The sequence below is a fragment of the Adhaeribacter aquaticus DSM 16391 genome, assembly GCF_000473365.1.
Taxonomy (GTDB): domain Bacteria; phylum Bacteroidota; class Bacteroidia; order Cytophagales; family Hymenobacteraceae; genus Adhaeribacter; species Adhaeribacter aquaticus.
Map to the genome: position 1 here is coordinate 564,539 of NZ_KI421517.1, position 25,006 is coordinate 589,544.

The following is a 25,006-nucleotide window of genomic DNA, read 5'->3' on the forward strand; positions in this document are numbered from 1 at the left end:
ATTTTTTGTATTATTTTCAGTAAAAGCCAATATTTACTTATTAACTCATAATTTGAATTATACCAATTTTATAAAATCTGAGCTAGCTAAACTTACACATTATTAAATTCAATCTCGCGCATACATTTAAAATGTCCTTGCGGGCATTTTGCATAGCCGATTTTAGAACAAGGCCTACAAAGAATATTGTTGTTTTCCAGCACCGTAAATTCTGTTTTGTAAGGATACATACCAAACTCCGGCACCGTATTACCCCAAATACTTACAACCTTTTTCTTGAAAGCTGCTGCCACGTGCATTAGTCCTGTATCGTGGCTATAAACTATATGAGCTTGCCGAACCAAAGAGGCCGATTGGTTTAAGTTAAACTTACCACAAGCATTATATATTTTTGTACCCTTAGATTCTTTGTTTAGAAAGTATTGCGCTATCACATCTCCTGCTGCTGTATCTTCTTTGCCGCCAAGTAATAAGATGGGCTTGTTTATCTTTTCACATAATTCTATTATGCGTTCAGTGGGCAAACGCTTGGTATAATGCTGAGCTCCGATGGCAATTGCCACATAGCCGTTTTGGTGCGTAGCCGGCAAAGTTGATAAGAAAACTTCATCCTGAGCAGGAATAAAATAATCCAGCCCTGCTCCGTCGTTTTTGATGCCTAATTTTTTAGCGGTTGCCAAATACCTGTCTACGATATGAACAGCTGGCATTTTGTTAATTTTAAAGTTTACCAACAGCCACTTGCGGAGGTTTAACTTATTGAAACTGGCTCCGGGCACACCTAATTTAAACCGGATTAACCGGCTTCGTAAATTATTATGCAGATCAACAATGTAATCAAAATTTTCTTGCCGTAATTCTTCTATTAAAGTAGTTAAATTCTCCTGCAGGTAATGTACTTTATCTAAATAAGGATTAGGTGCAACAATACTTTTAAAATTCTGCTTCGTTACATAATGAATTTCAGCATTGGCTAATTGCTTTTTCAGTGCCCGTATAACTGGTGTAGTAAGTACAATGTCACCAATGGAAGAAAACCGGATGATTAATATCTTTTGCTTCATTAGGAGGCTACTAGTTCTGCGGCGCGTGCTTTCCGTTTAGCAAAATGAGCGGCTACCTCTTCTACTGAAAAAGCATTAAACGTCATTTCCCGGGCAAGTCCTCCTTTGCGACCCATTAAAACCCCGTACCGCATATCATGATAACCTTCCATGCTGTGGGCATCTGGATTAATACTCAACATTACTCCTTTACTTAAAGCATACTCAACCCAGCGCCAATCTAAATCCAGGCGCCACGGATTAGCATTGATTTCTATGATAACTCCATTTTCGGCACAGGCATCAATTATTGCTTTATGGTCAATCGGGTAACCTTCGCGTCGTAATAATAACCGGCCGGTTGGATGCCCCAATATAGTAGTATAAGGATTTTCAATGGCAGTAATCAAGCGGTTGGTGGCTTTACTAAGGTCCATTTTAAGATTACTATGAACAGAGGCTACAATAAAATCAAAGGTTGCCAGTATGTCATTGCTGTAATCTAAGGAACCATCTGCTAAAATATCAGATTCAATACCTTTAAAAATTTTAAAAGGAGCCAGCTGCTCGTTTAGTTTATCTATTTCCTTCTGCTGCTCTTTTACCCGGAACTCCTGTAATCCATTAGCATAAAAAGCAGCTTTAGAATGATCGCAAATACCTAAATAATCATAACCTTTATCTCGGCAATAAACAGCCATTTGTTCTAAGGTATGGGCGCCATCACTGTAGGTAGAGTGGTTATGCAAAATTCCACGCAAATCATCATCGGATAATAATTGTGGCAGCGCATTTTCTTTGGCCAGCAGCAGTTCATGCCTTCCTTCCCGCATTTCAGGTTGCACATAAGCTAAACCCGCCCGTTCATAAATAGCTACTTCCGAAACAAAAAGTTCCTTTCGGGTTAGTTGCAGCAAACAATCCGTTTCATTATAAGTATTGGTTAGGTGTTCTTCAGAGCCGGTTAACAAAAGTAGCTCATTGAAGAACCTGGCTGGTGGCACCATTTTTACTGATACCGCTAAACCCGAAGTTGTTTCGCGTCCGCGCCACATAAAAGGGCCAGATGCAACGCCATCCTGTTCTAATTCCGGTACCTTATTTAGAACTTCCTGTACCTGTACCGGGCTTTCAGAGGCTACTACTAAAGATAAGGTTTGAATAATTTCTAACCGACGACGCACCTCTCCTGCTACTTCTACTAAAGCTGTTTCTAACTTTTCCTGCAGGTAATCCCGTAGGTTATAGGCTAGTGTTTCAACTTCGGCATACAAGGCTTTACCTTTGCTTTCCTGGTTATAGAGCAAAGCATTCTTTATAGTTTCCTGGGTTTTAGCACCAAACCCTTTAAGAGCTGCCAATTCATTTTTTTCACAAGCTTCCAGCAAAGCCTCAGAGGTTTCTACTCCTAAATCTTTCCAGATGGCACGTATTTTTTTCGGACCAATGCCTTTTATGCTAAGCATTTCAATAACGCCCGGAGGAGTGGCCGTAATAAATTGATCCAACTCGGCGAATGAACCTGTTTCAGTTAACTCTACAATTTTAGCTGCCAGCGTTTTCCCAATCCCATCCATGCGCTCCAGTTGCGCCGCAGACAAACCGGCTAAAGGTGTTTCGAAGCGCTCTAATACGGCAACCGCATTGGTATATGACCGAATTTTAAAAGGGTTCTCGTCGTGCAACTCCATTAAAGAAGTTGCCAGTCGAAAAGCACGTATAACTTTTTTATTTTCCAAAGATAGAAGCTTAGCTTTTTTACAAAGATAAGAATTTTGGTTTTACCTTATCCCGTGGGTTGCCTTAAAATCCAGTAGGTTTGCAGGGATATATAGCCACTAACAATACAACACAAGATACCTTATTTCTCGTTAGAAAAATGTATATTAGCAACAACGGGCTTACTTACTGCCATGAAGTATTACATTCTGTTTCTTTTTGGGTTCTTAACTTTAACCGGTACTACCTGTAGCCAGAACGAGGAATTACCGCCGTTTTTATTTGGTAAAATCTGGATTCACGCGGCAGAAGAAGATAATTTAGAAATCAAAGTTTATCGGCCTAATACGTATCCGTTTCCGCCAGCCCGCGGCAGAACTGGTTTTGCCCTGGAAAAAGAAGGTGTTTTTAAACTGTATACCATTGCCCCTACAGATGGCTTAGAAGAACATGAAGGTAATTGGAAGCTCATTAAGCCAAACCAGCTGCAGGTAACGTTTAAGGACGCTACTTATAATTTAAATTTGGAGTTCGTTTCCATTTCAGAAAATTTACTATCCCTGCGTTTTCATTCTAATTCAAAAAAATAGATTTATTACTTTTGATCCTCATTCATTAAAGTAATCAGAATAAGTTAGATTTAAATGCGTTATTGGTTAGTAAAATCAGAGCCTGAGGCTTATAGCTGGGGCAATTTGGTTCAAGATGGACAAACATCCTGGACGGGAGTAAGAAACTTTCAGGCTCGTAATAATTTACAGGCTATGCAAGCCGGCGACCTGGTGTTGTTTTATCACAGTATATCGGAAAAAGCGATTGTGGGTTTGGCAAAAGTAGCGAAAGAAGCCTACCCGGATACTACCAGTGACGACCCGAGATGGGTTACTATAGACCTGGAGCCCGTTCGTGATTTTAAAGAAAAAGTTACCCTGGATCAAATTAAAAAGGATACTCGTTTAGAAAATATTGCTTTATTAAAACAATCTCGTCTGTCGGTAATGCCGTTAAAGGCAGAGGAGTTTGAAGTAATTCTGGGCTTAGGTAATTAATTTACCGCCTGTTCCCATTGAGCAGCAATACCTATTGGCGACTCTTTTTAGAATGCTACAAGCATGAACTACCTTTCTAACGTAATTCGCTTTTTATTTTGCCTTGGGTTCTTTTCGGGAACGGCTCTGGTTGTTGCTGCTCAATCTATTTCTCAACCGCACCGGATAGAAATAGAAGATGAAGACTCTAATCCAATAGAGGTGTTGCCTTTACCCGATAGCACGTTTCTGATTTATAAACGTCCTTACTTTTCCTTTAAAAAAGAACATTCTTTCCAAAAGTATTCCAAAGATTTCAAATTGGTTTGGTCACAAAAGGTAGAACTGGAAAATCGGCTGGAGTTTTATCAGTTCTTCCCGGGTCCTGATTTTGTTTATGCTCTTTATAAACACAGTAACTCTTCGGAGTTCAGCATTCTTAAAATAGACCCTAAAACCGGTACAAATATATTAAACAGCTATAACCTTCGGCAACATGATATAAAATACGAAGTAGACCTAGAGAGCTTTCAGATTTTAGAAAACCACATATTTATTACAGCTAAAAGTTCTGTTAACTCCTTTGTTATTCACCTAGATGAAATAAACAATGAGCTTAAAACTATACCGGCTCTTTATGGACCATTAAATACTTTAGTAGATTTTCATTTAGACACCCTCACCAGGCGGGCAGAGTTTATTCTGGCCGAATCTAAAAGTAATATTGGGCGGCTACAAGTAAAACGTTTTAACAGCCAGGGCAACCTTTTTACTTCCAATTTTATAAGGCCAGTGGAGCGGCAGAGTTTAATTACAGCAAAAATAAGTCCCGGCGATAGTACTCGTAAAGTAATAATAGGAGCTTATTCTCTCCGCGATTCCCGCTTTGCACAAGGTTTGTTTTCTACTACCTTAAATAATTTAGAAACGATCCGGTATTACGATTTTATCCAGTTGAAGCACTTTTTCGATTTTATGCGGAAAAAGTCCCGGGAGCGGCTTTTCACAAAAGCCCAAAAATACGCGGCTAAAAACAAGACATTCCGGCAACAATACCAACTGCTTATTCATGATGCTATTTGGCACGGGGAAAAATTATACTTAGTGGGGGAAGTGTATAATCAGCGTTCTACCACTTATCGTTCCTTGTATAACTACCGCAGCAGCGCCATATTAGCCCGAGCTCGCTGGCGACCTGACTTATTGGAAAATGCCTACCGGACAAACCCCGGCTATAACCGCAATTATAAGTATTCGCACTCCCTGGTTTGCGTTTTCGACAAAGACGGCAACTACCTATGGGATAATAGCTTAGTAATTAAAGATGTAGAAGATGATGAACTAATACCTGTTTCCCAATTCGGGTTTTATCAGGACAAAACAATTATGGCTTATGCCTACGAGAAAGAAATCAGGTATAAAATTGTGAATCAAGATAGTACCAGCGAAGAAGCTTTAGTAGAGCCTCTTAGAACAAATGCTCCGGATGAAAAAATAACCTCTGCTGACAACACCACGCTGTTGCACTGGTACGGCCCCCATTTTATTGCCTTTGGTTACCACTATATTCGCTCTCCCCGCAGTTCGAACAAACGGATCTTTTTCATAAACAAAGTCTCTTTTAAGTAAAGGAGATACTTCTAAAGGATTTTGGCATACGACACAAAAGGTTATAAATGCCGTTAGGCAACTATGACATTACTTATACCATTACCTTTTACTGGGCAAAAAAATAAGTACTTATCCCGAATTGCTAATAATTATTTTGTGCCTAGATTCTAATATTTATATTTGTGCTGGAAAAAGGCCATGCAGAAAAGACTTATCGTAAGCAATCAGTTGCTGGACATCATGATTCAGCGCCTCTCGCATCAGCTCATCGAGACTCATGTAGATTTTTCGCAGTCTGTAATTCTTGGCTTACAGCCCCGTGGTATTTTTGTAGCCGAGCGAATTCAGAAAAAACTGCAGGAAATATTAGGTTTTTCTATCCGGACTGGTCAGTTAGACATTACCTTTCACCGCGATGATTTCCGCCGACGTGAAAGCCCGATAACCGCCAATGCTACCAATATTAACTTCCATATAGAAAGTCAGAAAGTAATTCTAATTGATGATGTGCTGTTTACTGGTAGGTCAGTAAGAGCCGCCTTGGATGCCATGATTGCTTATGGTCGTCCGGCAAGCGTAGAATTATTAGTTCTGGTTGATAGACGTTATACCCGGCATTTACCCATTGAAGCCAAATATGTGGGTAAATACGTGAACTCTTTACCTTCTGAACGGGTGCTGGTAGAATGGAAAAACGAAGATACCCCAGAAGATAATATTTGGCTTTTTACCAAAAACGACGAAGTTTAAATATGCAACAATTAAGCGTCCGGCATTTACTAGGCATAAAAGATCTTACTCCGGCTGATATCCAACTGATATTTGAGACAGCCGATAATTTTAAAGAAGTGCTGAGCCGGACTATTAAAAAAGTACCTTCCCTGCGTGATATAACAATCGCTAACGTCTTCTTCGAGAATTCAACCCGTACCCGGCTTTCATTTGAACTAGCCGAAAAAAGATTATCAGCAGATATTATAAACTTCTCGGCCAGTGGTAGCTCCGTAAAAAAAGGAGAAACCTTGCTAGATACCGTTAATAATATTTTAGCCATGAAAGTAGATATGATTGTGATGCGGCATGCCAGTGCTGGAGCGCCTCACTTCCTATCGCGCCACATTAAGGCTAACATTGTAAATGCTGGTGATGGCACTCATGAGCACCCAACCCAGGCTTTGCTGGATTCTTTCTCTATCCGGGAAAAATATGGCGAAGTAGGCGGCAAAAAAATCGCCATTATAGGAGATATTTTACATTCTCGGGTGGCACTCTCCAATATTTTTGCACTAAAAAAGCTAGGGGCCGAAGTAATGGTATGTGGTCCTGCTACTTTATTACCAAGGTATATTTCAGAATTAGGTGTTAAAGTAGAACTGGACGTTAAGAAAGCATTGGCCTGGTGTGATGTAGCAAATGTACTCCGGATTCAGTTAGAAAGGCAACAAATGAAGTATTTCCCCTCTTTACGGGAATATACCTTATACTATGGTATTGATAAAAAATTATTAGACACACTGGATAAGGAAATTACGATTATGCACCCAGGCCCCATAAACCGGGGTGTGGAATTAAGTAGTGATGCAGCCGATTCTCATCATTCTATTATATTAAATCAGGTAGAAAACGGCGTAGCTATCCGGATGGCTGTTCTATACTTACTAGCCTCTAAAACGAGCTAATAGACTACTGTAATAAAAAAATTCAGGAATAAAAAAGCCCGCACAATTTTTTGTGCGGGCTTTTTTATTCCTGAATTTAAGCCTTGGTAAAAAACTATATAAAAACAAAAAGAGCGATGGATATTTCCACCGCTCTTTTGCTTTATTGTCCGATTAGTTCTGCTAAGTACTATGGCTGTTAGGCCAACTAATCTTCTTAAGGTTCTTATTCAAATACTAACTCTACCTGGGCGCGACGGTTAAGTGCTCGTCCGGCAGCTGTTTCGTTATCACCACGTGGTCTGGACTCACCATAACCAACAGTAGTTACACGGTTTCTTGCAATTCTACCTCTGCTAGTCAGGTAACGAGCAACAGCAGCAGCTCTTCTTTCTGATAAGCCTTGGTTATACTCATCGGTACCAGTTGCATCTGCGTGACCAGAAACGTTCACATCAAAGTCTGGGTTTTGTTTCAGGAAGCGAACAATTTGATCTAATTTTCTGAAAGAAACTTTACGCAGAACAGCTTTGTCAAATTCGAACTGGATGTAAGTAGTATCTTGTAAGTTACCACGGTTAACACCTCTTGGGATTGGTTTTCTTAATGGGCAACCATTAGCATCTACCTGAGTACCAGCCGGAGTATTTGGACACTTATCTAAAGCATCAGCTACACCGTCACCATCAGCGTCTAATGGACAACCTTTAGCATCTACCTGAGTACCAGCCGGAGTATCTGGGCATTGGTCTTGAGCATCTGCTACACCATCATTATCAGCATCTGGGCAACCATTCAGAGCAGGTAAACCTGGCGTATCTGGGCATTGGTCTTGCGCATCTGCTACACCGTCGTTATCACGGTCAGGGCATCCGTTAAGAGAGGCTACACCAGCAACATCTGGGCAGTTATCTTGGTAATCAGGAACTCCGTCTTTATCAGTATCAACTGGGCAACCGTTTTCATCAACTTTTACGCCAGATGGAGTATCAGGGCATTTATCTTTTCTATCAGGCACACCATCCATGTCAGTATCTTTAGCTTTACCTAAAGCAAAAGTTAAACCTGCATTGTGTTGTAAGAAACGGTCGTGTAATTTATCATTTGGTCTTCTGAAACCGTCAGTTTGGTCGGTAGTTAAATACATCTGACCAGTTTGTACAAATAAACCTACACGCTCGCTTACGTTAAGTTTAACACCGGCAGCACCCCACCATAAATCGTGAGCTAAATCGCCGTCAGTACCGTTTGGCGGGAAAGTACCGAAACCACCACGACCAGAAACGTCTGTAAAGGCTCCACCATAACCGAAGGATACATATGGATGTAAAAGAGCATCGTCTTTAATACCAAATTTAACCTTCACACCACCCAGCACATTCATCATTTCACCATTGAAATAATAGTTCTGAGAACGGCCACTTGCAAACACACCGCCTTGTACGTTGTTGTTATAATCAATACGTGCCCGGCTGAAGTTTAACGTTAAGTCAAACCAAGGGCTTAAGTAACGGGAAAGACCAATACCACCACCGGTTCTTCCTTCTCCGAATTTAAAGAACTCGGAACCCACATTACCTTTGTATTGATATACGCTGGCAAAGCCAGAGAGAGCCCACTTATTGTCGGCGTTTTGTGCATAACTACTAGTAGCCAAAAAGGAACATAGCACAAATGCCGCTGCTACCGTTTTGTTAAAAATTCTTTTCATAGTTTTAAATTAGTGTTGATTTACTTGTAATAATTATAAAATGGAATATTAATTTTCGCGTATATACCCTAATTCATGAAAAATGTTCCAATAAAATAAATCCTTTTAAAATTTAGTTTTTATTTAACAAAGGCTTTTTTCCTAATTAAAGCCCTTCTTTTCATTTCAGGTCTGTTATCATTTATTACCTTTTTGCTTTAAATATTTGTTTTAATACGGGTCAAATTATTATTAGATACATCTGACACTTCCTATGTACCAACTATCCGACCGCAAAAATAATTTTTTTTCCTATATAGTAAAATTTCATTTGAATAAATATGGATTAAACTAACTATCTAAATACTTTAATACCTTTATAAATGTTTAGTTATCTGCTATTTAAAGCTCTTTATTTAGATAAGCATTAAATAAATTTTTTAAACATTTAACTAAATCCCCATAAGTGGCTCATCCAGCTCAAAATCATATAAAGTTATTCTCCTGATATGATAATAGGCGTGCCAGTATTTATTTAAAGCACTAATATAGCTTTTGGTAGCTTTATCTCTTTCTTCAGTGGCAATGTTCAAATCCACTAAGCTAATTCCACCTTTTAAATATCTTTCTTTTGTGATTATGTATCTTTTATCGGCTATTTCATCGCTGCGCCGGGCTATTTCCATTTGGTCCCGTAAAACCCTGAACATTTTAACATTTAAGTAAATATCCTGATCAAAGTTAATCCGCTGCTGCTCGACATTAGTTTTAACCAGCTCCTGATTAGCTTTGGCCGTTCCCAAACGTCCTGCTGTACGACCCCAATCCATTATAGGAATATTAAACCCTAAATGTACCCGTTGCTGCGCAGAAGGATCATCATACACCTGCGCAAATTGCAACGACTGCTGGGTTAAACCAAATGAAGCGAATAAATTGGCTCTTACTCCGGTTTCGCCTTTAGCACGGGCCAGGTTTTGCTCTGCTTCCAGTAACTCCCGCTGAAAACCAATCATGCGTTGCCGGTTTTTATGCGCTTGTTCCAATGCCACCTTTTCATTTACGTCAAATTTAGGAATTTCCGTTGGCGGCACTAAATGCATGGGTTCGTCGTCTACCAAACCAATATAAACCTTCAGGCGCAGTGTACTACCTTCTACATCCAAAGCTACCTGCTCCAGGTTTTGCCTGGCATTCAGCAAGGTTAACTCCATTTGCAACAGTTCATTTTCAGGCATTTTCCCCTCATTAAACCGTTTTAAGGATACTTTGTAGAGCGTATCGCTGTTTATTACATTTTTTTTAGCAATCTGAAAACTTATCTGGCTCAATAACAAATTAAAAAAATGAGTAGAGGCCTCTTCCGAGATAATTTCCATTCGCTCTAAATATTCCCGCTTAGCTTCTTCATACTTAAGCGGTTGAATCTTTTTCTCCCAGCTTAGCCACCTGTACCCAAAAAAAGGCTGATTATAGGTGACGGTATAGGGTATTGAGGAATAACGGGTACCATTAGCTGCGACCTGAAAGTCGTCAATTCTTTTGATCTGGCTATTAATAGAAATATGTCCTCCGGTAAAACCAAGTTCCTGCCCCAACGATAATTGCAAGGAAGAATTGGCATTATGGGTATTAATAAATGTTAGGCTACCTTTATCTGTAAGACGAGGCTCAATGGTTTTATTAAATTCAGGTAGCGTTCCGTTTAAATTTAGCTGGGGCAGAAAGTTAGACTTGTAATTTTTGTATTGCCACGTTTTGTTTTCGAGCAGCACAGACGCATACCGGTAACTGGATGATTGTGACTTAGCTAAAGACACCACTTGTTTTAGGGTGAATACGCGTAACGGAGCATGTTCCTGGGCCTTTACAAGCGTTGCAAGCTGAAGAGTGATAAATATAAGAAAGCCTATAAAACGAAATCTCCTCACCTACTTAACTTCTTTGATCCTTAATTTGAAATTTTTAAACAAACAGCTCAAAACTAGCGGGAGATTCTGTCTCAAATTTGAAGTTTCCAAGAACTATGCACTTTCTGTAAAAAAAATGAGCACCCCTAAAACAGGAGGTGCTCATTTTTTTGGCTTAGTAAATTTTATTATTCCTTCATCAGCCGTTCTATATCATCTGGCTCCAGCGGAATATCCTGCATTAAATCTACGGGACCATTTGCCGTTACCAGAATATCATTTTCAAGCCGGATCCCAATACCCTCCTCTCTTATATAAATACCAGGTTCGCACGTAAACACCATTCCGGCTTCAAATGGCCGGTACTTATTACCAACATCATGTACATCTAACCCTAAAAAGTGAGAAGTACCGTGCATAAAATACTTTTTATATAATGGCTTCTCCGGGTCCTGATTTTTAACATCGCTTTCATTAAGCAGCCCTAGCTTTATTAGTTCGTTTTGCATAACAGTACCTACAAAAACATGGTACTGATCCAGGGTATTACCCGGCACTAACATATTTTTAGCGGTTTTCATTACCTGTAACACGGAGTTATAAACTTCCCGCTGGCGCTTGGTAAACGTACCATTTACAGGCACCGTTCGGGTTAAGTCAGAAGCATAATTAGCGTATTCCGCTCCAAAATCCATTAAAATAAGATCTCCTTCCTTACACTCCCGATTATTATCCACATAATGTAATATACAGGCGTTGGCTCCCGATGCTATGATTGAACTATACGCTGGTCCGCGCGACCGGTGCTTCAGAAACTCATGGTAAATTTCAGCTTCAATTTCATATTCCATAACCCCCGGCTTAATAAATTTAAGCAAGCGCCGAAAAGCCATTTCGGTAATGTTACATGCCTTCTTTATTAATTCTATTTCAATTTCTGATTTTATTGCTCGCAGGTAGTGCATCACCGGAGCACTGCGTTCGTATTGGTGCGCCGGGTATTTTTCCTTACAATATTTAATAAAGCGGGCATCCCGCGACTCCACTTCTACATCGGCCCGGATATGTTCATTCGTATTAACATATATATGTTCTACTTCGGCCATCAAAGAATTAAACACCTGCTTGAACTCAGTAATCCAATAAATACTTTTGATGCCGGATATTTCATAAGCCTGTTCTTTGGTTAGTTTATACCCTTCCCAGGTAAGAATATGATCATTTGTTTCCCGCAGAAAAAGAATTTCCCGATTTCGGGCATCCTTGGCCTCCGGATAAATTAATAGAATACTTTCCTCCTGATCAATTCCACTTAAATAAAATAAATCACTGTTCTGCCGGAAAGGCATCGTGCCATCGGCATTGGTAGGCATTATATCATTAGAATGAAAAACAGCCAATGAACAACGCTTTATCCGATCGCAAAACCTTTTCCTGTTTTCTATAAACAAATTGGAATCAATAGGTAAGTATCTCATAGTTTATAAATTTATTGATAAGAGCCATACAGGTTACAGCTAACCTAAAATTCTTTTAACGTGTGTTACAACGCATTCCTTTGAGCAAATATTAACTTCTGCTACTTAAAATAAAAGAATAACCCGGCTTTATTATTATAAAATGTAAAAGCAGAACTGTAATTTTACTTTTCTTTACAGCTAATGCATGATGCGAATAGGCTTTGATGCCAAAAGAGCTTTTAATAATACTTCCGGGTTAGGTAATTACAGCCGCTTTGTAATATCGGAGTTACGCAATTATTTTCCTTCGGAAAATTATTTTTTATACACCCCGCGTTTATCTCCACAATTTCAAAACTTTTATACCCCATCTAACCAGGTACAAATTAAACAACCTCAAGGATTAGCCAAATTCACCAAGGGTTTATGGCGAACAGCCGGCATAAAAAGTAACCTCCGGCAGGATGGCATTGAGCTTTACCACGGTTTAAGCAATGAATTGCCTTTTACAAAAACCTCCGGCACCAAGTACGTTGTTACCATTCATGATCTTATTTTCATCAGGTATCCGGAGTTATACAAACCTATTGACCGGTTAATTTACAAGCAAAAGTTTAGATATGCTTGTGAAAAAGCCGACAAAATTATTGCTATTAGCGAACAAACTAAACAAGATATATTAACTAATTATAAAACACCCGCTGAAAAGATCCAGGTTATTTATCAGGATTGCCATGCTGGCTTTCATGAGGTACGTTCGGATGCGGAAAAAACTTTGATCAAACAGAAATACAACCTACCAGAAGAGTTTATTATATGCGTCGGAACCCTGGAAGATCGGAAAAACCAATTAATGTTACTGAAAGCGTGGCACCAGGCGGGTGCGCACCAAAATATACCCATTGTTTTTATCGGCCGACGAACTGAATATACCAAAAAACTGGAGGCTTATTTAGTCGCTAATCAGCTAACCCATGCGGTTTTCTTTTTGCCCTACATACCTACAAGAGAATTACCAGTAATTTACCAATTAGCCACCATTTTTGTATATCCTTCTTTATTCGAAGGTTTTGGCATTCCAATTTTAGAAGCCTTAAATAGCGGAGTACCGGTTATTACCTCCACTGGCTCTTGCTTTGCCGAAGCCGGTGGGCCTGATACCCTTTATGCCGACCCGAATAAACCAGAAGAGCTGGCCCAACACTTACAAACAGTACTACAAAACACTGCTTTACGCCAGCACATAATTGCCCGGGGAAGAGAATACGCAAAACAATTTCGCGCCGAAAAAACAATTCCTCAGATCCATCAACTTTACACCTCCTTATTAAAAGGTTAATCGTATATAAATGCCACCAAAATTGCTTATTTTTTAGTAATTTTGTCGTCCCAAAACCAAAACTGCATGCCTGATTATCACTTGCATACCTTGCCTAACAGCATTCGCATTATACATAAACAAGTTAGTCATACCAAAATAGCCCACAGCGGCTTTATTTTAGATATTGGCAGCCGCGACGAAAACCAGGACCAGCAAGGGTTAGCCCATTTCTGGGAGCACATGGCCTTTAAAGGTACCAAGAAGCGGAAGTCATTCCATATTATAAACCGGTTAGAAACCGTAGGCGGCGAGCTAAATGCCTATACCACCAAAGAAAAGTTATGCTTTTATGCTTCGGTTCTGGATAAGCATTTTGAGAAGGCCTTTGAACTGCTTACCGACATTACTTTTAATTCTACTTTCCCTTCTAAAGAAATAGAAAAAGAACGCGGGGTTATTCTGGAAGAAATGTCGATGTACCTGGACGCGCCCGAAGATGCCATTGTGGACGATTTTGATGAAGTAGTTTTTCAGAACCACAGCTTAGGGAATAATATTTTAGGTACCCGCGAAAGCGTATCAGGATTTTCTAAAAAAGATTTCCTGAAATTTATTGCGGATAATTTAAGCACCGACCATCTGGTGTTTTGTTCGGTGAGTAATTTACCATTTGAAAAAGTAGTAAAACTAGCCCAGAAATACCTAGGCAATATTCCTACTATCACCAAAGAACGTGCCCGACAGCCCTTTTCGGCTTATAAAGCCAATATAATTAGTGTAGAAAAACCTATTGTACAGGCCCATTGCGTTATTGGCTGTCCGGCTTATGCCCTGGCCGACATTAAACGCATTCCATTTTTTATGTTGGTGAATATTTTGGGTGGCCCCGGCATGAACTCCCGTTTAAATTTAAGTGTGCGCGAAAAACATGGGTTAGTGTATACCATTGATGCCAACTATGCCACCTACATTGATACCGGTTTGTTTGGCATTTACTTTGGCACCGAGAAAAAACAACTAAAACGCACAACTGACCTGGTACTAAAAGAACTAAAGAAGCTGCGGGAAAAACCTTTAGGTACCTTACAACTACACACAGCAAAAGAGCAATTAATGGGGCAATTAGCCATGGCCGAAGAAAGTAACATTGGTTTGATGATGATGTTAGGGAAAAGTATTCTGGATATGGACAAAGTGGATACTCTGAATGAAATTTTCGATCAGATTCGCCAGATTGATGCGAAACAACTGCAGGATATTGCTAACGAAGTTTTATTTGAAGATAATCTAAGCTTTCTCAATTACATTCCGGCGTAAATTTATTCCTGTTTCTCCTGTAGTTTTTGCAGAAGTAACACCACCCAAACATAACCGAAGTGGTACTTTTACTATTTAAGGTACCACTAAAATTTAGCTACCTGGTTAAGCCAGCTTTACCTTAAAAAAAATGGACTTTCTTTCTCCAGAAATACAGCAATATGTGGCTCAGCATACCAGTCCGGAATCGGCCTTATTACAAAAATTAAACCGGGAAACGCATTTAAATGTACTAAAGCCCCGCATGCTTTCCGGGCACGTGCAAGGAAGGTTCCTTTCTATGGTTTCCCACATGATAAAGCCAAAGCAAATTCTGGAGATAGGAACTTATACCGGGTACTCCGCACTTTGCTTAGCCGAAGGCTTAGCTCCGGAAGGCCAACTTCATACCATTGATGTAAATGACGAGTTAGAGGAAATGGTGAGGGACTATGTTAGTCAGGCGGGTTATGCAGAAAAGATCAGCTATTACCTAGGGGATGCTGCCACCATTATTCCTGGGCTAAATTATGCTTTTGATTTGGTTTTTATAGATGCGGATAAGAAAAATAACGCAACCTATTATGACTTGGTTTTTGACAAAGTAGTTCCAGGTGGCTTTATTATGATAGACAATGTACTGTGGAGCGGAAAAGTAACCAAAGGAGCAGCACCTAAAAATGATGAACGCACCCAGGCTTTCCAAAATTTCAACCAGAAAATACACCAGGATGAACGGGTAGAAAACATTTTACTTCCGCTCCGCGATGGGTTGTTATTAGTCCGCAAAAAATAAAATAATGACTTTAAACTGATTCATTCATAGGAAATATTATATATTACAATCACTCTACAAATGTAACATTGGCAGAACATCTGTCCTCCAATGCTCTTCCTATTCCTAATACAATTTATTCATTTTATGAAAGTTGTCCCATATGCCTTCAAGCAGCACTTTTCAGATTTGTGGATAAAATGTAGATAAATATTACCGCTTAAAATTTATTCTTCCATTCTTAATCTGCTATTTTGCTTTCAGGCATAATCTTTCCTTATGCTTTAGGTAGTTCTTAATAATCCTTCCGGAACGTTTCCTGCTTTTAAATTTTATTTTTCGCTCATAAAATTTATTTGTTGCTATGAGAAAAAGCTTACTTCTTTTACTGAGTCTCCTATGTTTGGTGGCTAAGGCCCAGTCCGTTATTGTTCCAACTAATATTTATTTTGCTGATCAGCACCTGATTGTAAATGAGGGTGCCCAAAAGGAAATCCAGCGCATGGTGGACGCCCTGCATAAGTACCCGAAATATTTTCAGTTAAAAGTTGATGTCGCGAATATTTATTTTCCGGTAATTGAGCGAATTTTCCGGGAAGAAGGCCTGCCGGATGATTTTAAATACCTGGCTTTACAAGAAAGTGGCTTAAATTCTGAAGCTGTATCTACCTCCAATGCGGTGGGTTTTTGGCAATTTAAAAAAGAAGCCGCCGGCGATTATGGTTTAAGAATAAACCAGGATGTAGATGAACGTAAACACATTATAGAATCTACCAGAAGTGCGGCCCGTTACCTGATTAAGAGCAATAATCTGTACTATAAAAATTGGCATAACACGATTCTTTCCTACAATTTAGGTTTTACAGGAGCCAAAAGCTACGCTAAAACCGAAGATGTAAATAAAAAGGAAATGGAAATTACGGAGAAAACGCATCCGTACATTTTAACCTTACTGGCTCATAAAGTTGCTTATGAAAGTTCGGTAAATAAAAATCCTGCTCCTGCCGTAATGCTGGCTGAAATTAAAGCCTCCGGCAAAAACCTATCGGATATAGCGCTAGAAAACCAACTTGATATTGCAGAACTACAGAAATACAACAAATGGGTAGCCAATAACTATATTCCATCAGATAAGCTTTATACCGTTATTGTACCGGTTACTAACCCCGATCAACAAGCCGTATTTGCCTCCCAGCAAGTTGGTAATGCTCCGGCTACCGCCTCGGCCACCTTACCTGAAACCAATAAGAGAACCGGCAGAGTTGCCAAGCGGGAATTCAGAAAACAAAATGGCTTAAAAGTTATTATTGCCCGCAAAGGCGATACCAAAGAAAAGCTGGCCTCAGCAGCTGATTTATCTACCAGAAAATTTTTGGCCTATAACGACATGTATAGTTTTGATCCCATTGTAGAAGGGGAAGCTTACTATATTGAGCGGAAGAAAAACAAAGCGGAATCGCAGTACCATGTTGTGAAAAAAGGTGAGCAGGTACACCAGATTGCACAGAAGCATGGCATGAAGGTTAAGTTTGTAATGTGGTACAACCGCATGAAACAAAATGAAACTTTGGCAGAAGGCCGTTTACTATGGCTACAACACCGACGTCCAAATCATACACCAATAGAGTACCAGAAAACCTATCCGGAGGTAGAACCGGTACAAGCGCCGGCCAATCCGGTTGTGCTATCGCAGAATGAAGTACTGGATGAGGTAAAAACTAAAAAAGCAACTGCAGGCACCAGATTACCGGCAAATAAAAATAAAACCGACAAAGTTAGTGATCTCCAAAAAGAAGCAGTTATTACCGAAGCTTTTAATGGTACTGAATCAGACGATGATGACGTATTTCTCACAGAATCAGCTCCGGTGGATGCGGCTTTAGCCCAAACCAATGGAGCCGGAAATCAAACAGAACAAGTGCTAACGGCTAATATTGATACGCAGGTAGAACAAATTAATCAGCAGGAAGAGCTTATTCTGTACAGGAAAAGAACTAAAGCCGCTCCGGTAAAAACCGAAGAATCTGTTTTTGCTAATGCCAACCCGGTAGTGCTAAAAGATGCCGCACCAGGAGCAAAAAAAGAAGCAATAAAAACAGCAGCGGTTACCAAAGAACCTGCCGGACCCAGTGCTTCCGCACCCGTTTCAAAAGAACAACCAGGCGCCATGGCACCAGTAGCCAACCAAAATTCGGGGGTACATGTGGTCAGTCAGGGAGAAACCTTGTTTAGTATTTCCAGGAAATACAGCATTACAGTAGAAAACCTGAAGGCCTGGAACAACATAGGAGGGACGCCTCTAGCAATTGGCCAGCATTTACAGGTATCCGGACCAGTAAGTACCCCAAAAGTAGCAGCTACACCAATCACTAATGAAGCACCAGCATTAAAACCAGCTAAACAAGTAGTTGCTTCTATAGCATCCGGGACTGTTACTACCCATACTGTAGCAACCGGCGAAACAATGTACCAAATTTCCCGCAGGTATGGTGTTACCATTAAAGAGATAATGGACTGGAATAACAAAGTTGATTTTAATGTAAAACCGGGCGAGAGGTTAGAGATAAAAGTTATATCTGAAAGCCGGAATTAAGAGTAAATATTTAAAATAAAGGGCGCAGTGAATATTCATTTCGCCCTTTATCTTTTATTCCCTGTGAATAACTTTAACCGTTTTACTATTTTTTTGCAGCGGCTGTTAAACCTGTTGTTACTTGTAAACCTTTAGCCACTTCCGGCAAAATACCAAGGCGCTGGTATATAGGTTGAACCATTTTACGTAAAGCCGGCAATTGCACGGCAAAAGGGACAATACTTACAAGACACAAAATGCCACAGCCCAGAAACGTATAAGCCACTCCTATTTTATCCGCCACCGCTCCTGCTAACAAAGATCCAAACGGGGCCATACCCAGAAAAGCCATCGAATAAAAACTCATTACCCGTCCACGCTTATCATCATCAGATATGGTTTGCAAAATGGTGTTGTTGGAGGCCATTTGCACTATCATGCCCAGACCGGTAAAGAATATAAAAATCAGAGCCAGCCACAGCGTAGTAGTAAAAGAGAAGCAAATTAATCCGGCTCCTAGCAAAATGGTGGCGGCAACTATTATTTTTCCCAAACCCAGTACTGTAGAACGTTGAGCCAGATACAAAGCCCCCACCAAGGCCCCAATTCCGGATGCTCCCATTAAATAACCGAGCGTATTAGCCCCACCGTGTAAAATGTCGCGGGCATAAACTGGCATTAATACTGTAAAAGGCATGCCAAATAAACTTATACTGGCAATTAGTAAAATAATAGCCCTGATGGGAGGGAACCCAAATACATACCCCGCCCCTTCTTTTAGAGATTCCCAGACCCGTGTTTCAGTCTTAGGTATTTCGCGCGGCTTTACCTGCATTAAAAGTAACGAAACAATTACGGCTAAGTAACTTAGTGCATTAATTAAAAAACAAACGCCCTCTCCTACTGCCGCAATTAAAATACCAGCAATAGATGGTCCTACTAGCCGGGCCATATTAAACATTGATGAATTTAAGGCAATGGCATTGCTTACATCTTCCCGTTTATCAATCATTTCTACTACAAAGGCTTGGCGCGCACTTATATCAAAAGCATTAACCAAACCCAGAAAGGCACTTAAAGTAATTAGCCAGGGAATGGTAATAGTATCGGTTAAAACCAAAATAGTTAAAACCGTTGCCTGAACCATTGATAAAATTTGGGTGATAATTAATATGCGATGCCGATTGTTACGATCGGATACAACTCCGGCAAATGGTCCCAACAGAAAAGATGGAATCTGGCTGGCAAACCCCAATATACCTAACAGGAAGACCGAATCAGTTAACCGGTATACCAGCCAGCTTATGGCAATTTGCTGCATCCAGGTACCAATAAGCGATACCCCCTGCCCGGCAAAGAAAAGACGATAATTCCGGTATTTTAATGCCCGGAACATTTCCGAAAGTGAAACCTGTCGTTTTGCAGCACTGGGTTGGGTATCACGCATGTAAAATTAAACTTTAAGATTATTCCTGATGAGTTCATACGATACCCGGGTCAAAGAGATGATAAATTAATCTTATTCGTGGCTGCCAATAAGCAAATAGATAACCTTTATTAGCGCTTAATTAATTCGAAGTTTTATTTGTTTGTTCCTATACCTGAATCATTTAAAAGACAACTCTGCCATTATAATTCTTCAAAGAAGTAGCTTAATTGCGAAACTAATTTCCCTATATTACAGCTAAATACAACTAAGAAAATAACTAAACAATACCTCATGAATCTGCTTCGTATCAATCAAATTGTTTGGGTTTTTATTTATATAACTATTACCCTATCCGGTTGTGCGTCCAAAGGGCAGCCACAGCTTACCTCCTTTGAACAGGGTAATAAAAACAATTCTACAAAAGAAGTGCAAAGGGTAATTTTTGATAGTGATCCGGGCGGCGATATTGACGATGCCGGCGCTCTGGCCATTTTACATGCCCTTGCCGATCGGGGAGAAATTAAGCTTTTGGCCATGGGCGTAGTTATTGGCCATAAAGCTGCCGTTCCTTACGTACATGCAGTAAATACCTGGTACGGCCGGCCAGATTTACCTATAGGTACCATTAAAGGAAAAGCACCTTATGCCCGCGACGAGTACATGGAGGCTGTTGTAGCAGCTTATCCGCACACGTTAACACAAGAAACTGCTCCCGATGTAATCAAACTCTACCGGAAGGTACTTGCCACCCAACCAGATAAAAGTGTTACTCTTATTGTGGTTGGTCCGGCTACCAATATTTACAACCTCCTTAACTCTGCGCCCGATGAAAATAGCCCTTTAACCGGTGTAGAACTAATGCGCCGCAAAATCAAGTTTTATGCGGCTGGCGGAAACGGCGGCGGCGGCCTGCCCAAAGGGAAATGCGGTTTTAACTATTACACGGATTTACATGCAGCTAACGGAGAACTCCGGTTACTCCCCTCGGATTTCCCAACTGTATTTGCTGGTGGCAGTGGCTTGAAACTGGAGGTTGGCGCGGCATTAAGTCAAGCCCGGCCCGACCACATTATCCGCAAATCTTATGAAGCTTATTACAAAGGAGTAGCAAAAGATCGTTATTCCTGGGATCAGCTGCGGGTACTTTACGGTTCCCGCCCCGCGGCACGCGCTCTTTTTAATACTTCCCCGGCCGGTAAAATTGATGTTGGGATGGACAGCATTATAACTTATTCCGCTACTCCAAATAAAAACCAAGCGTATGCCTATGTTAATAACCTGGAAGCTATGCGTACTGTGCTAACAGAGCTGATGCTCTATGATCCACGAGAAAAATAATTTATTTCGGCAGGGCTAAGACAAGGTAATATCTATTACAACTATAAATACCTGGTGGAAACTTCCTGCAAAGAAGACAAGGCTGGTTTCTCAACAAAAGCCTATCCCTAACAGGATGGGCTTTGATGTTTATGTTAAATAAACAACATTCATACCTTCTCATTAAATCATTCCATTGACCTTTAGAATTTTAATTATATAGAGCCGAATCCACGCCTAATATAGTTTTTTAACCCATCATTTTTTCGTAATTTTAATAATAGTTCTGCCATAAATTTGCAACAATAAACTTGCACCCATTGACATTTATGAAGGGTTTATTTTACTTATTCATGTAAAGAATTTTCAAAAAAATAACACCTGAACTAAACGAAAAGACACTTTATTGTTTTTTTAACAAGTGACACTATAGAAACCTTAGAGTTTCCTCCTGAATGCAACAGAGAAATAAGTGCTGAACCAACTTTTATCCTTTAACAATTAATTTTAATTAATTACCGTGCCTGATTATTCGCATTTACATACCCATACCCAATATTCGTTGTTAGATGGTGCCGCCAGCATTGGGAAACTAATGAAAAAGGCGCAGGAAGACGGCATGAAAGCTGTTGCCATGACCGACCACGGCAACATGTTCGGGGCCTTTAACTTTGTGGCTGAAGCCAATAAATACAACGTCAAACCTATTGTTGGCTGCGAATTTTACCTGGTAGAAGATCGCCACCAGAAAACGTTCACCAAAGAAAGTCGCGATAACCGCTACCACCAGTTGTTATTAGCCAAGGACCAGGCCGGGTACCAAAACTTAGCTAAGCTTTGCTCCTTAAGCTACATTGAAGGTTTGTACAGCAAGTGGCCCCGCATCGATAAAGAATTATTACAGAAATATAGCAAAGGGTTAATTGCGACCAGCTGTTGTATTGGTGCCGAACTGCCCCAAACCATATTGTGGAAAGGCGAAGAAGAAGCCGAAAAACAACTTAAATGGTGGCTCGATTTATTTGGCGAAGATTATTACATTGAAATTCAGCGCCACGGTTTACAGAACATAGATAACACCGGCAAAAGCCAGGAAGATGTAAACCAGGTTTTGCTGCGCTTAGCTAAAAAATACGGGGTAAGTGTAATTTGTACTAATGACTCCCACTACGTGGAACAAAGCGACTGGAACGCGCACGATATTCTGTTGTGTGTGAACACCGGCGAAGACGAAAGTGTACCGGTTGGCGATTTCCAGACCAAATATTTCCGGTTATTAACCGGCGACGGCAAAGTAGCCTACGACCATTACGACAACTTGCGCCAAAGTGTAGCCACCGACCAGAAGGCGCGGCAGATGCTGTACCGCATTGAAGAAGAAATGAGCAAGCCAAAGCCGCAAAGCCGTTTTGGTTTCCCCAACGATGAATTCTACTTTAAAACCCAGGCACAAATGAACGAATTGTTCAAAGATGTGCCGCAGGCGGTAGATTTCACCAATGAGATTGTCGATAAAATTACGCCGCCCAAGCTGCAGCGCGATATCTTATTACCCAACTTCCCGATTCCGCCGGAACATGCCGGGCCGGATGCCTTTTTGCGCCACTTAACTTTTGAAGGTGCTAAAAAACGTTACGGCGAAATAACTCCCGAAATTGAAGAACGGTTAAACTACGAACTCCAGATTATTGAAACAATGGGGTTTGCCGGTTATTTTTTAATTGTACAGGACTTCATTAACAAAGGCCGCGACATGGGGGTAGCCGTAGGGCCGGGCCGGGGCTCGGCAGCTGGTTCCGCTGCTGCTTACTGTATTGGTATCACCAACATCGACCCGATTAAGTACTCACTCCTTTTTGAGCGTTTCTTAAATCCGGAACGGGTATCCATGCCCGATATTGATATTGACTTTGACGACGAAAACCGCCAGCGGGTAATCGATTATGTGGTTGATAAATACGGCAAAACCCAGGTAGCCCAAATTATTACCTTTGGTACCATGGCTGCCAAATCGAGTATCAAGGACGTGGCGCGGGCGCTGGAACTGCCTTTATCCGAAGCCAATGAGCTGGCTAAAATGGTACCGGATGCACCAGGGACAACCTTAGCCAAAGCCTTTGAAGAATCGCCGGAACTGAAATCTATCCGGGATGGAGATGATTTACGTGCCAAAACCCTGAAACTAGCCGAAAAGCTGGAAGGTTCGGTGCGGAATACCGGTATTCACGCGGCCGGTGTAATTATTGCGCCCGACGATATTACCAACTACATCCCGGTTTCTACTTCCAAAGATTCCGACTTATTGGTTACTCAGTTCGACGGCAAAGTAATTGAATCGGCGGGGATGCTGAAAATGGACTTTCTGGGGCTGAAAACCCTGACCATTATCAAGGATGCCTTAACCCTCATTAAGCGAAACCATGGCGTAGACATCAACATTGATGATATTCCGATGGACGATGAGAAAACCTACGAACTCTACCAGCGCGGCGATACCATTGGAACATTCCAGTTTGAGTCTGAAGGTATGCGGATGTACCTGAAGGATTTGAAGCCAACCAACATTGAAGACTTAATTGCCATGAACGCCCTTTACCGGCCGGGTCCGATGCAGTTCATTCCGAACTTTATTAACCGGAAACACGGCCGCGAAGAGGTAGATTACCCGCACGAACTGCTCGAGCCCATCCTGAATTATTCGCAGGGAATTATGGTGTACCAGGAGCAGATTATGCAAACGGCCCAGATTCTGGCCGGTTACTCACTGGGTGGCGCCGATTTGCTGCGCCGCGCCATGGGTAAGAAGGACATGAAGAAAATGGCCCAGGAGCGGGAGAAATTCATTAAAGGTGCCAAAGAAATAAATAATATTCCGGAGAAAAAGGCTTCTGAGGTATTCGACGTAATGGAGAAGTTCGCCCAGTACGGGTTTAACCGCTCCCACTCCGCCGCTTACTCCGTTGTTGCTTACCAAACCGGTTATTTAAAAGCTCATTACCCGGCCGAATACATGGCATCGGTGCTTACCCACAACATGAACGACATTAAAAAAGTGACGTTCTTTATTGAGGAAGCCCGGAAACAACAAGTACCGGTATTAGGCCCGGACGTGAATGAATCCATCTATAAATTTAACGTAAATGCCGAAGGCGCTATCCGTTTTGGTTTAGGTGCGATAAAAGGTACCGGCGAATCTGCGGTAGAGGCCATCCTGGAAGAACGCGAGAAAAACGGCCCTTACACCGATATTTTTGACTTTTCCAAGCGCGTAAACCTGCGGGCGGTAAACAAGAAAACCTTCGAAAGTATGGCCCAGGCTGGTGCTTTTGACTCATTTGAGAAATACCACCGTGCCCAATATTTAGAAATACCGGAAGGCGAAACCCAAAACTTAATTGAAAAAGCTGTACGCTTTGGTAATAACTACCAGGCCGAGCTAAACGCTGCCCAGCAAAGCTTGTTTGGAGGAGGCGCTGCCGTAGCCGCTCCGTTACCAAAAGTACCGGAAGTTACCCCCTGGACGCCAACCGAAAAGCTGCGCCGAGAAAAAGAAGTAGTAGGTTTCTATATTTCCGGTCACCCTTTAGATCAATTTAGTCTGGAAATAGAATCGTACTGTACCTGCGGCCTGGATAAAATTGTTGAGCACAAAAATAAGGATATTAACGTAGCCGGCATCTTGTCGAATATCGTTATTCGGACGGCCAAAAACGGTAATCCATTTGCTTTGTTTACGCTGGAGGATTACGACTCTACGCTGAACATGGCCTTATTTGGGGAAGATTATGTAAAGTTCTCGCCGTACCTGAAAGAGGGCATGTTTGTGTTTATCCGGGGTAAAGTGCAATTGCGCTACAAATCGGAAGACCAGTGGGAGCTGAAGCCAATGAATATTCAGTTGCTGGGCGACATTGCCGACAAAATGGCTAACGGCGTGCGCCTGGATATAGACATTTTAACCCTTAACGACCTGCTGATTGACCGGATTGAAGAAGCGGCCAGCAGCTCACCCGGTGGGAAAAAATTAGAACTGATGCTAATTGACACCACGGAGCGTTTAGCCATCGAAATGTTCTCCCGCAAATACCGCATTGATCCTAAAACCTTTATTCAGAAGGTAAAGGAAAACAGTATTGGTACTTGTAAGTTATTATAGATTTTACGAATAAGTGTCAGG

General features: G+C 41.0%; 17 protein-coding genes. 11 read left to right on the forward strand and 6 right to left on the reverse strand.

The features are described 5' to 3' along the window. Positions 1-92 precede the first annotated feature (92 nt). Together ADHAQ_RS0104505 and polX are read right to left on the reverse strand one after the other, a co-directional pair. Entirely contained in the window at positions 93-1,064 is a 972-nt protein-coding gene (locus tag ADHAQ_RS0104505) for a glycosyltransferase family 9 protein (RefSeq protein WP_026461922.1), read from the reverse strand. Continuing rightward, positions 1,064-2,782: a DNA polymerase/3'-5' exonuclease PolX gene (gene polX / locus ADHAQ_RS0104510; protein ID WP_026461923.1), complete on the reverse strand. Its 1,719-nt coding sequence runs from the start codon at positions 2,780-2,782 to the stop codon at positions 1,064-1,066. Before polX ends, ADHAQ_RS0104505 begins: the two co-directional genes overlap by 1 nt. A gap of 174 nt (positions 2,783-2,956) precedes the next feature. Between polX and ADHAQ_RS0104515 the strand changes: the two genes are divergently transcribed. The 5 genes from ADHAQ_RS0104515 to ADHAQ_RS0104535 all read left to right on the forward strand — a co-directional run bounded on the left by ADHAQ_RS0104515 (position 2,957) and on the right by ADHAQ_RS0104535 (position 7,080). Continuing rightward, on the forward strand, positions 2,957-3,352 hold the full coding sequence (locus ADHAQ_RS0104515) for a hypothetical protein (RefSeq protein WP_026461924.1): 396 nt from the start codon (positions 2,957-2,959) through the stop codon (positions 3,350-3,352). Between the two features lie 54 nt (positions 3,353-3,406). Then, a complete protein-coding gene (locus ADHAQ_RS0104520) occupies positions 3,407-3,811 on the forward strand; it encodes an EVE domain-containing protein (RefSeq protein ID WP_026461925.1) in 405 nt (134 codons plus the stop codon). A gap of 63 nt (positions 3,812-3,874) precedes the next feature. Beyond that, positions 3,875-5,419, forward strand: coding sequence for a hypothetical protein (locus ADHAQ_RS0104525; RefSeq protein WP_026461926.1), 1,545 nt, complete (start codon positions 3,875-3,877; stop codon positions 5,417-5,419). A gap of 180 nt (positions 5,420-5,599) precedes the next feature. Continuing rightward, positions 5,600-6,151 carry a bifunctional pyr operon transcriptional regulator/uracil phosphoribosyltransferase PyrR gene (pyrR, locus tag ADHAQ_RS0104530; RefSeq protein ID WP_026461927.1) on the forward strand — a complete coding sequence of 184 codons (552 nt, stop codon included), beginning with the start codon at positions 5,600-5,602 and terminating at the stop codon, positions 6,149-6,151. A gap of 2 nt (positions 6,152-6,153) precedes the next feature. Further along, positions 6,154-7,080 (forward strand): aspartate carbamoyltransferase catalytic subunit, encoded by a 927-nt coding sequence (locus ADHAQ_RS0104535; RefSeq protein WP_026461928.1) that lies wholly within the window; start codon positions 6,154-6,156, stop codon positions 7,078-7,080. A gap of 205 nt (positions 7,081-7,285) precedes the next feature. Here ADHAQ_RS0104535 and ADHAQ_RS28820 read toward each other — a convergent pair whose 3' ends face one another. The 3 genes from ADHAQ_RS28820 to ADHAQ_RS0104555 all read right to left on the reverse strand — a co-directional run bounded on the left by ADHAQ_RS28820 (position 7,286) and on the right by ADHAQ_RS0104555 (position 12,137). Then, positions 7,286-8,770: an OmpA family protein gene (locus ADHAQ_RS28820; protein ID WP_051359706.1), complete on the reverse strand. Its 1,485-nt coding sequence runs from the start codon at positions 8,768-8,770 to the stop codon at positions 7,286-7,288. 431 nt (positions 8,771-9,201) lie between these two features. Further along, entirely contained in the window at positions 9,202-10,680 is a 1,479-nt protein-coding gene (locus ADHAQ_RS0104550; RefSeq protein ID WP_084523735.1) for a TolC family protein, read from the reverse strand. 167 nt (positions 10,681-10,847) lie between these two features. Beyond that, positions 10,848-12,137, reverse strand: a complete 1,290-nt coding sequence (locus ADHAQ_RS0104555) for an aminopeptidase P N-terminal domain-containing protein (protein ID WP_026461930.1) — start codon at positions 12,135-12,137, stop codon at positions 10,848-10,850. A gap of 187 nt (positions 12,138-12,324) precedes the next feature. Between ADHAQ_RS0104555 and ADHAQ_RS0104560 the strand changes: the two genes are divergently transcribed. The 4 genes from ADHAQ_RS0104560 to ADHAQ_RS0104575 all read left to right on the forward strand — a co-directional run bounded on the left by ADHAQ_RS0104560 (position 12,325) and on the right by ADHAQ_RS0104575 (position 18,104). Next, positions 12,325-13,458 carry a glycosyltransferase family 4 protein gene (locus tag ADHAQ_RS0104560; protein WP_084523737.1) on the forward strand — a complete coding sequence of 378 codons (1,134 nt, stop codon included), beginning with the start codon at positions 12,325-12,327 and terminating at the stop codon, positions 13,456-13,458. A gap of 66 nt (positions 13,459-13,524) precedes the next feature. Further along, positions 13,525-14,757 carry a M16 family metallopeptidase gene (locus ADHAQ_RS0104565; protein WP_026461932.1) on the forward strand — a complete coding sequence of 411 codons (1,233 nt, stop codon included), beginning with the start codon at positions 13,525-13,527 and terminating at the stop codon, positions 14,755-14,757. A gap of 130 nt (positions 14,758-14,887) precedes the next feature. Next, positions 14,888-15,532 (forward strand): O-methyltransferase, encoded by a 645-nt coding sequence (locus tag ADHAQ_RS0104570; RefSeq protein WP_026461933.1) that lies wholly within the window; start codon positions 14,888-14,890, stop codon positions 15,530-15,532. A 343-nt stretch (positions 15,533-15,875) separates the two neighbouring features. After that, complete coding sequence (locus ADHAQ_RS0104575; RefSeq protein WP_026461934.1) at positions 15,876-18,104, forward strand: LysM peptidoglycan-binding domain-containing protein; 2,229 nt, start codon at positions 15,876-15,878, stop codon at positions 18,102-18,104. Positions 18,105-18,189: 85 nt separating this feature from the next. On the opposite strand, the gene ADHAQ_RS0104580 is transcribed toward ADHAQ_RS0104575, so the two are convergent. Beyond that, the gene (locus ADHAQ_RS0104580) at positions 18,190-19,530 is read right to left on the reverse strand and encodes an MFS transporter (RefSeq protein WP_211240569.1); all 1,341 of its coding nucleotides are present in this window, start codon (positions 19,528-19,530) and stop codon (positions 18,190-18,192) included. A 273-nt stretch (positions 19,531-19,803) separates the two neighbouring features. Between ADHAQ_RS0104580 and ADHAQ_RS27070 the strand changes: the two genes are divergently transcribed. Then, the gene (locus ADHAQ_RS27070) at positions 19,804-20,850 is read left to right on the forward strand and encodes a nucleoside hydrolase (RefSeq protein ID WP_051359709.1); all 1,047 of its coding nucleotides are present in this window, start codon (positions 19,804-19,806) and stop codon (positions 20,848-20,850) included. 499 nt (positions 20,851-21,349) lie between these two features. After that, a complete protein-coding gene (gene dnaE, locus ADHAQ_RS0104590; RefSeq protein WP_026461936.1) occupies positions 21,350-24,985 on the forward strand; it encodes a DNA polymerase III subunit alpha in 3,636 nt (1,211 codons plus the stop codon). Positions 24,986-25,006: the final 21 nt, after the last annotated feature.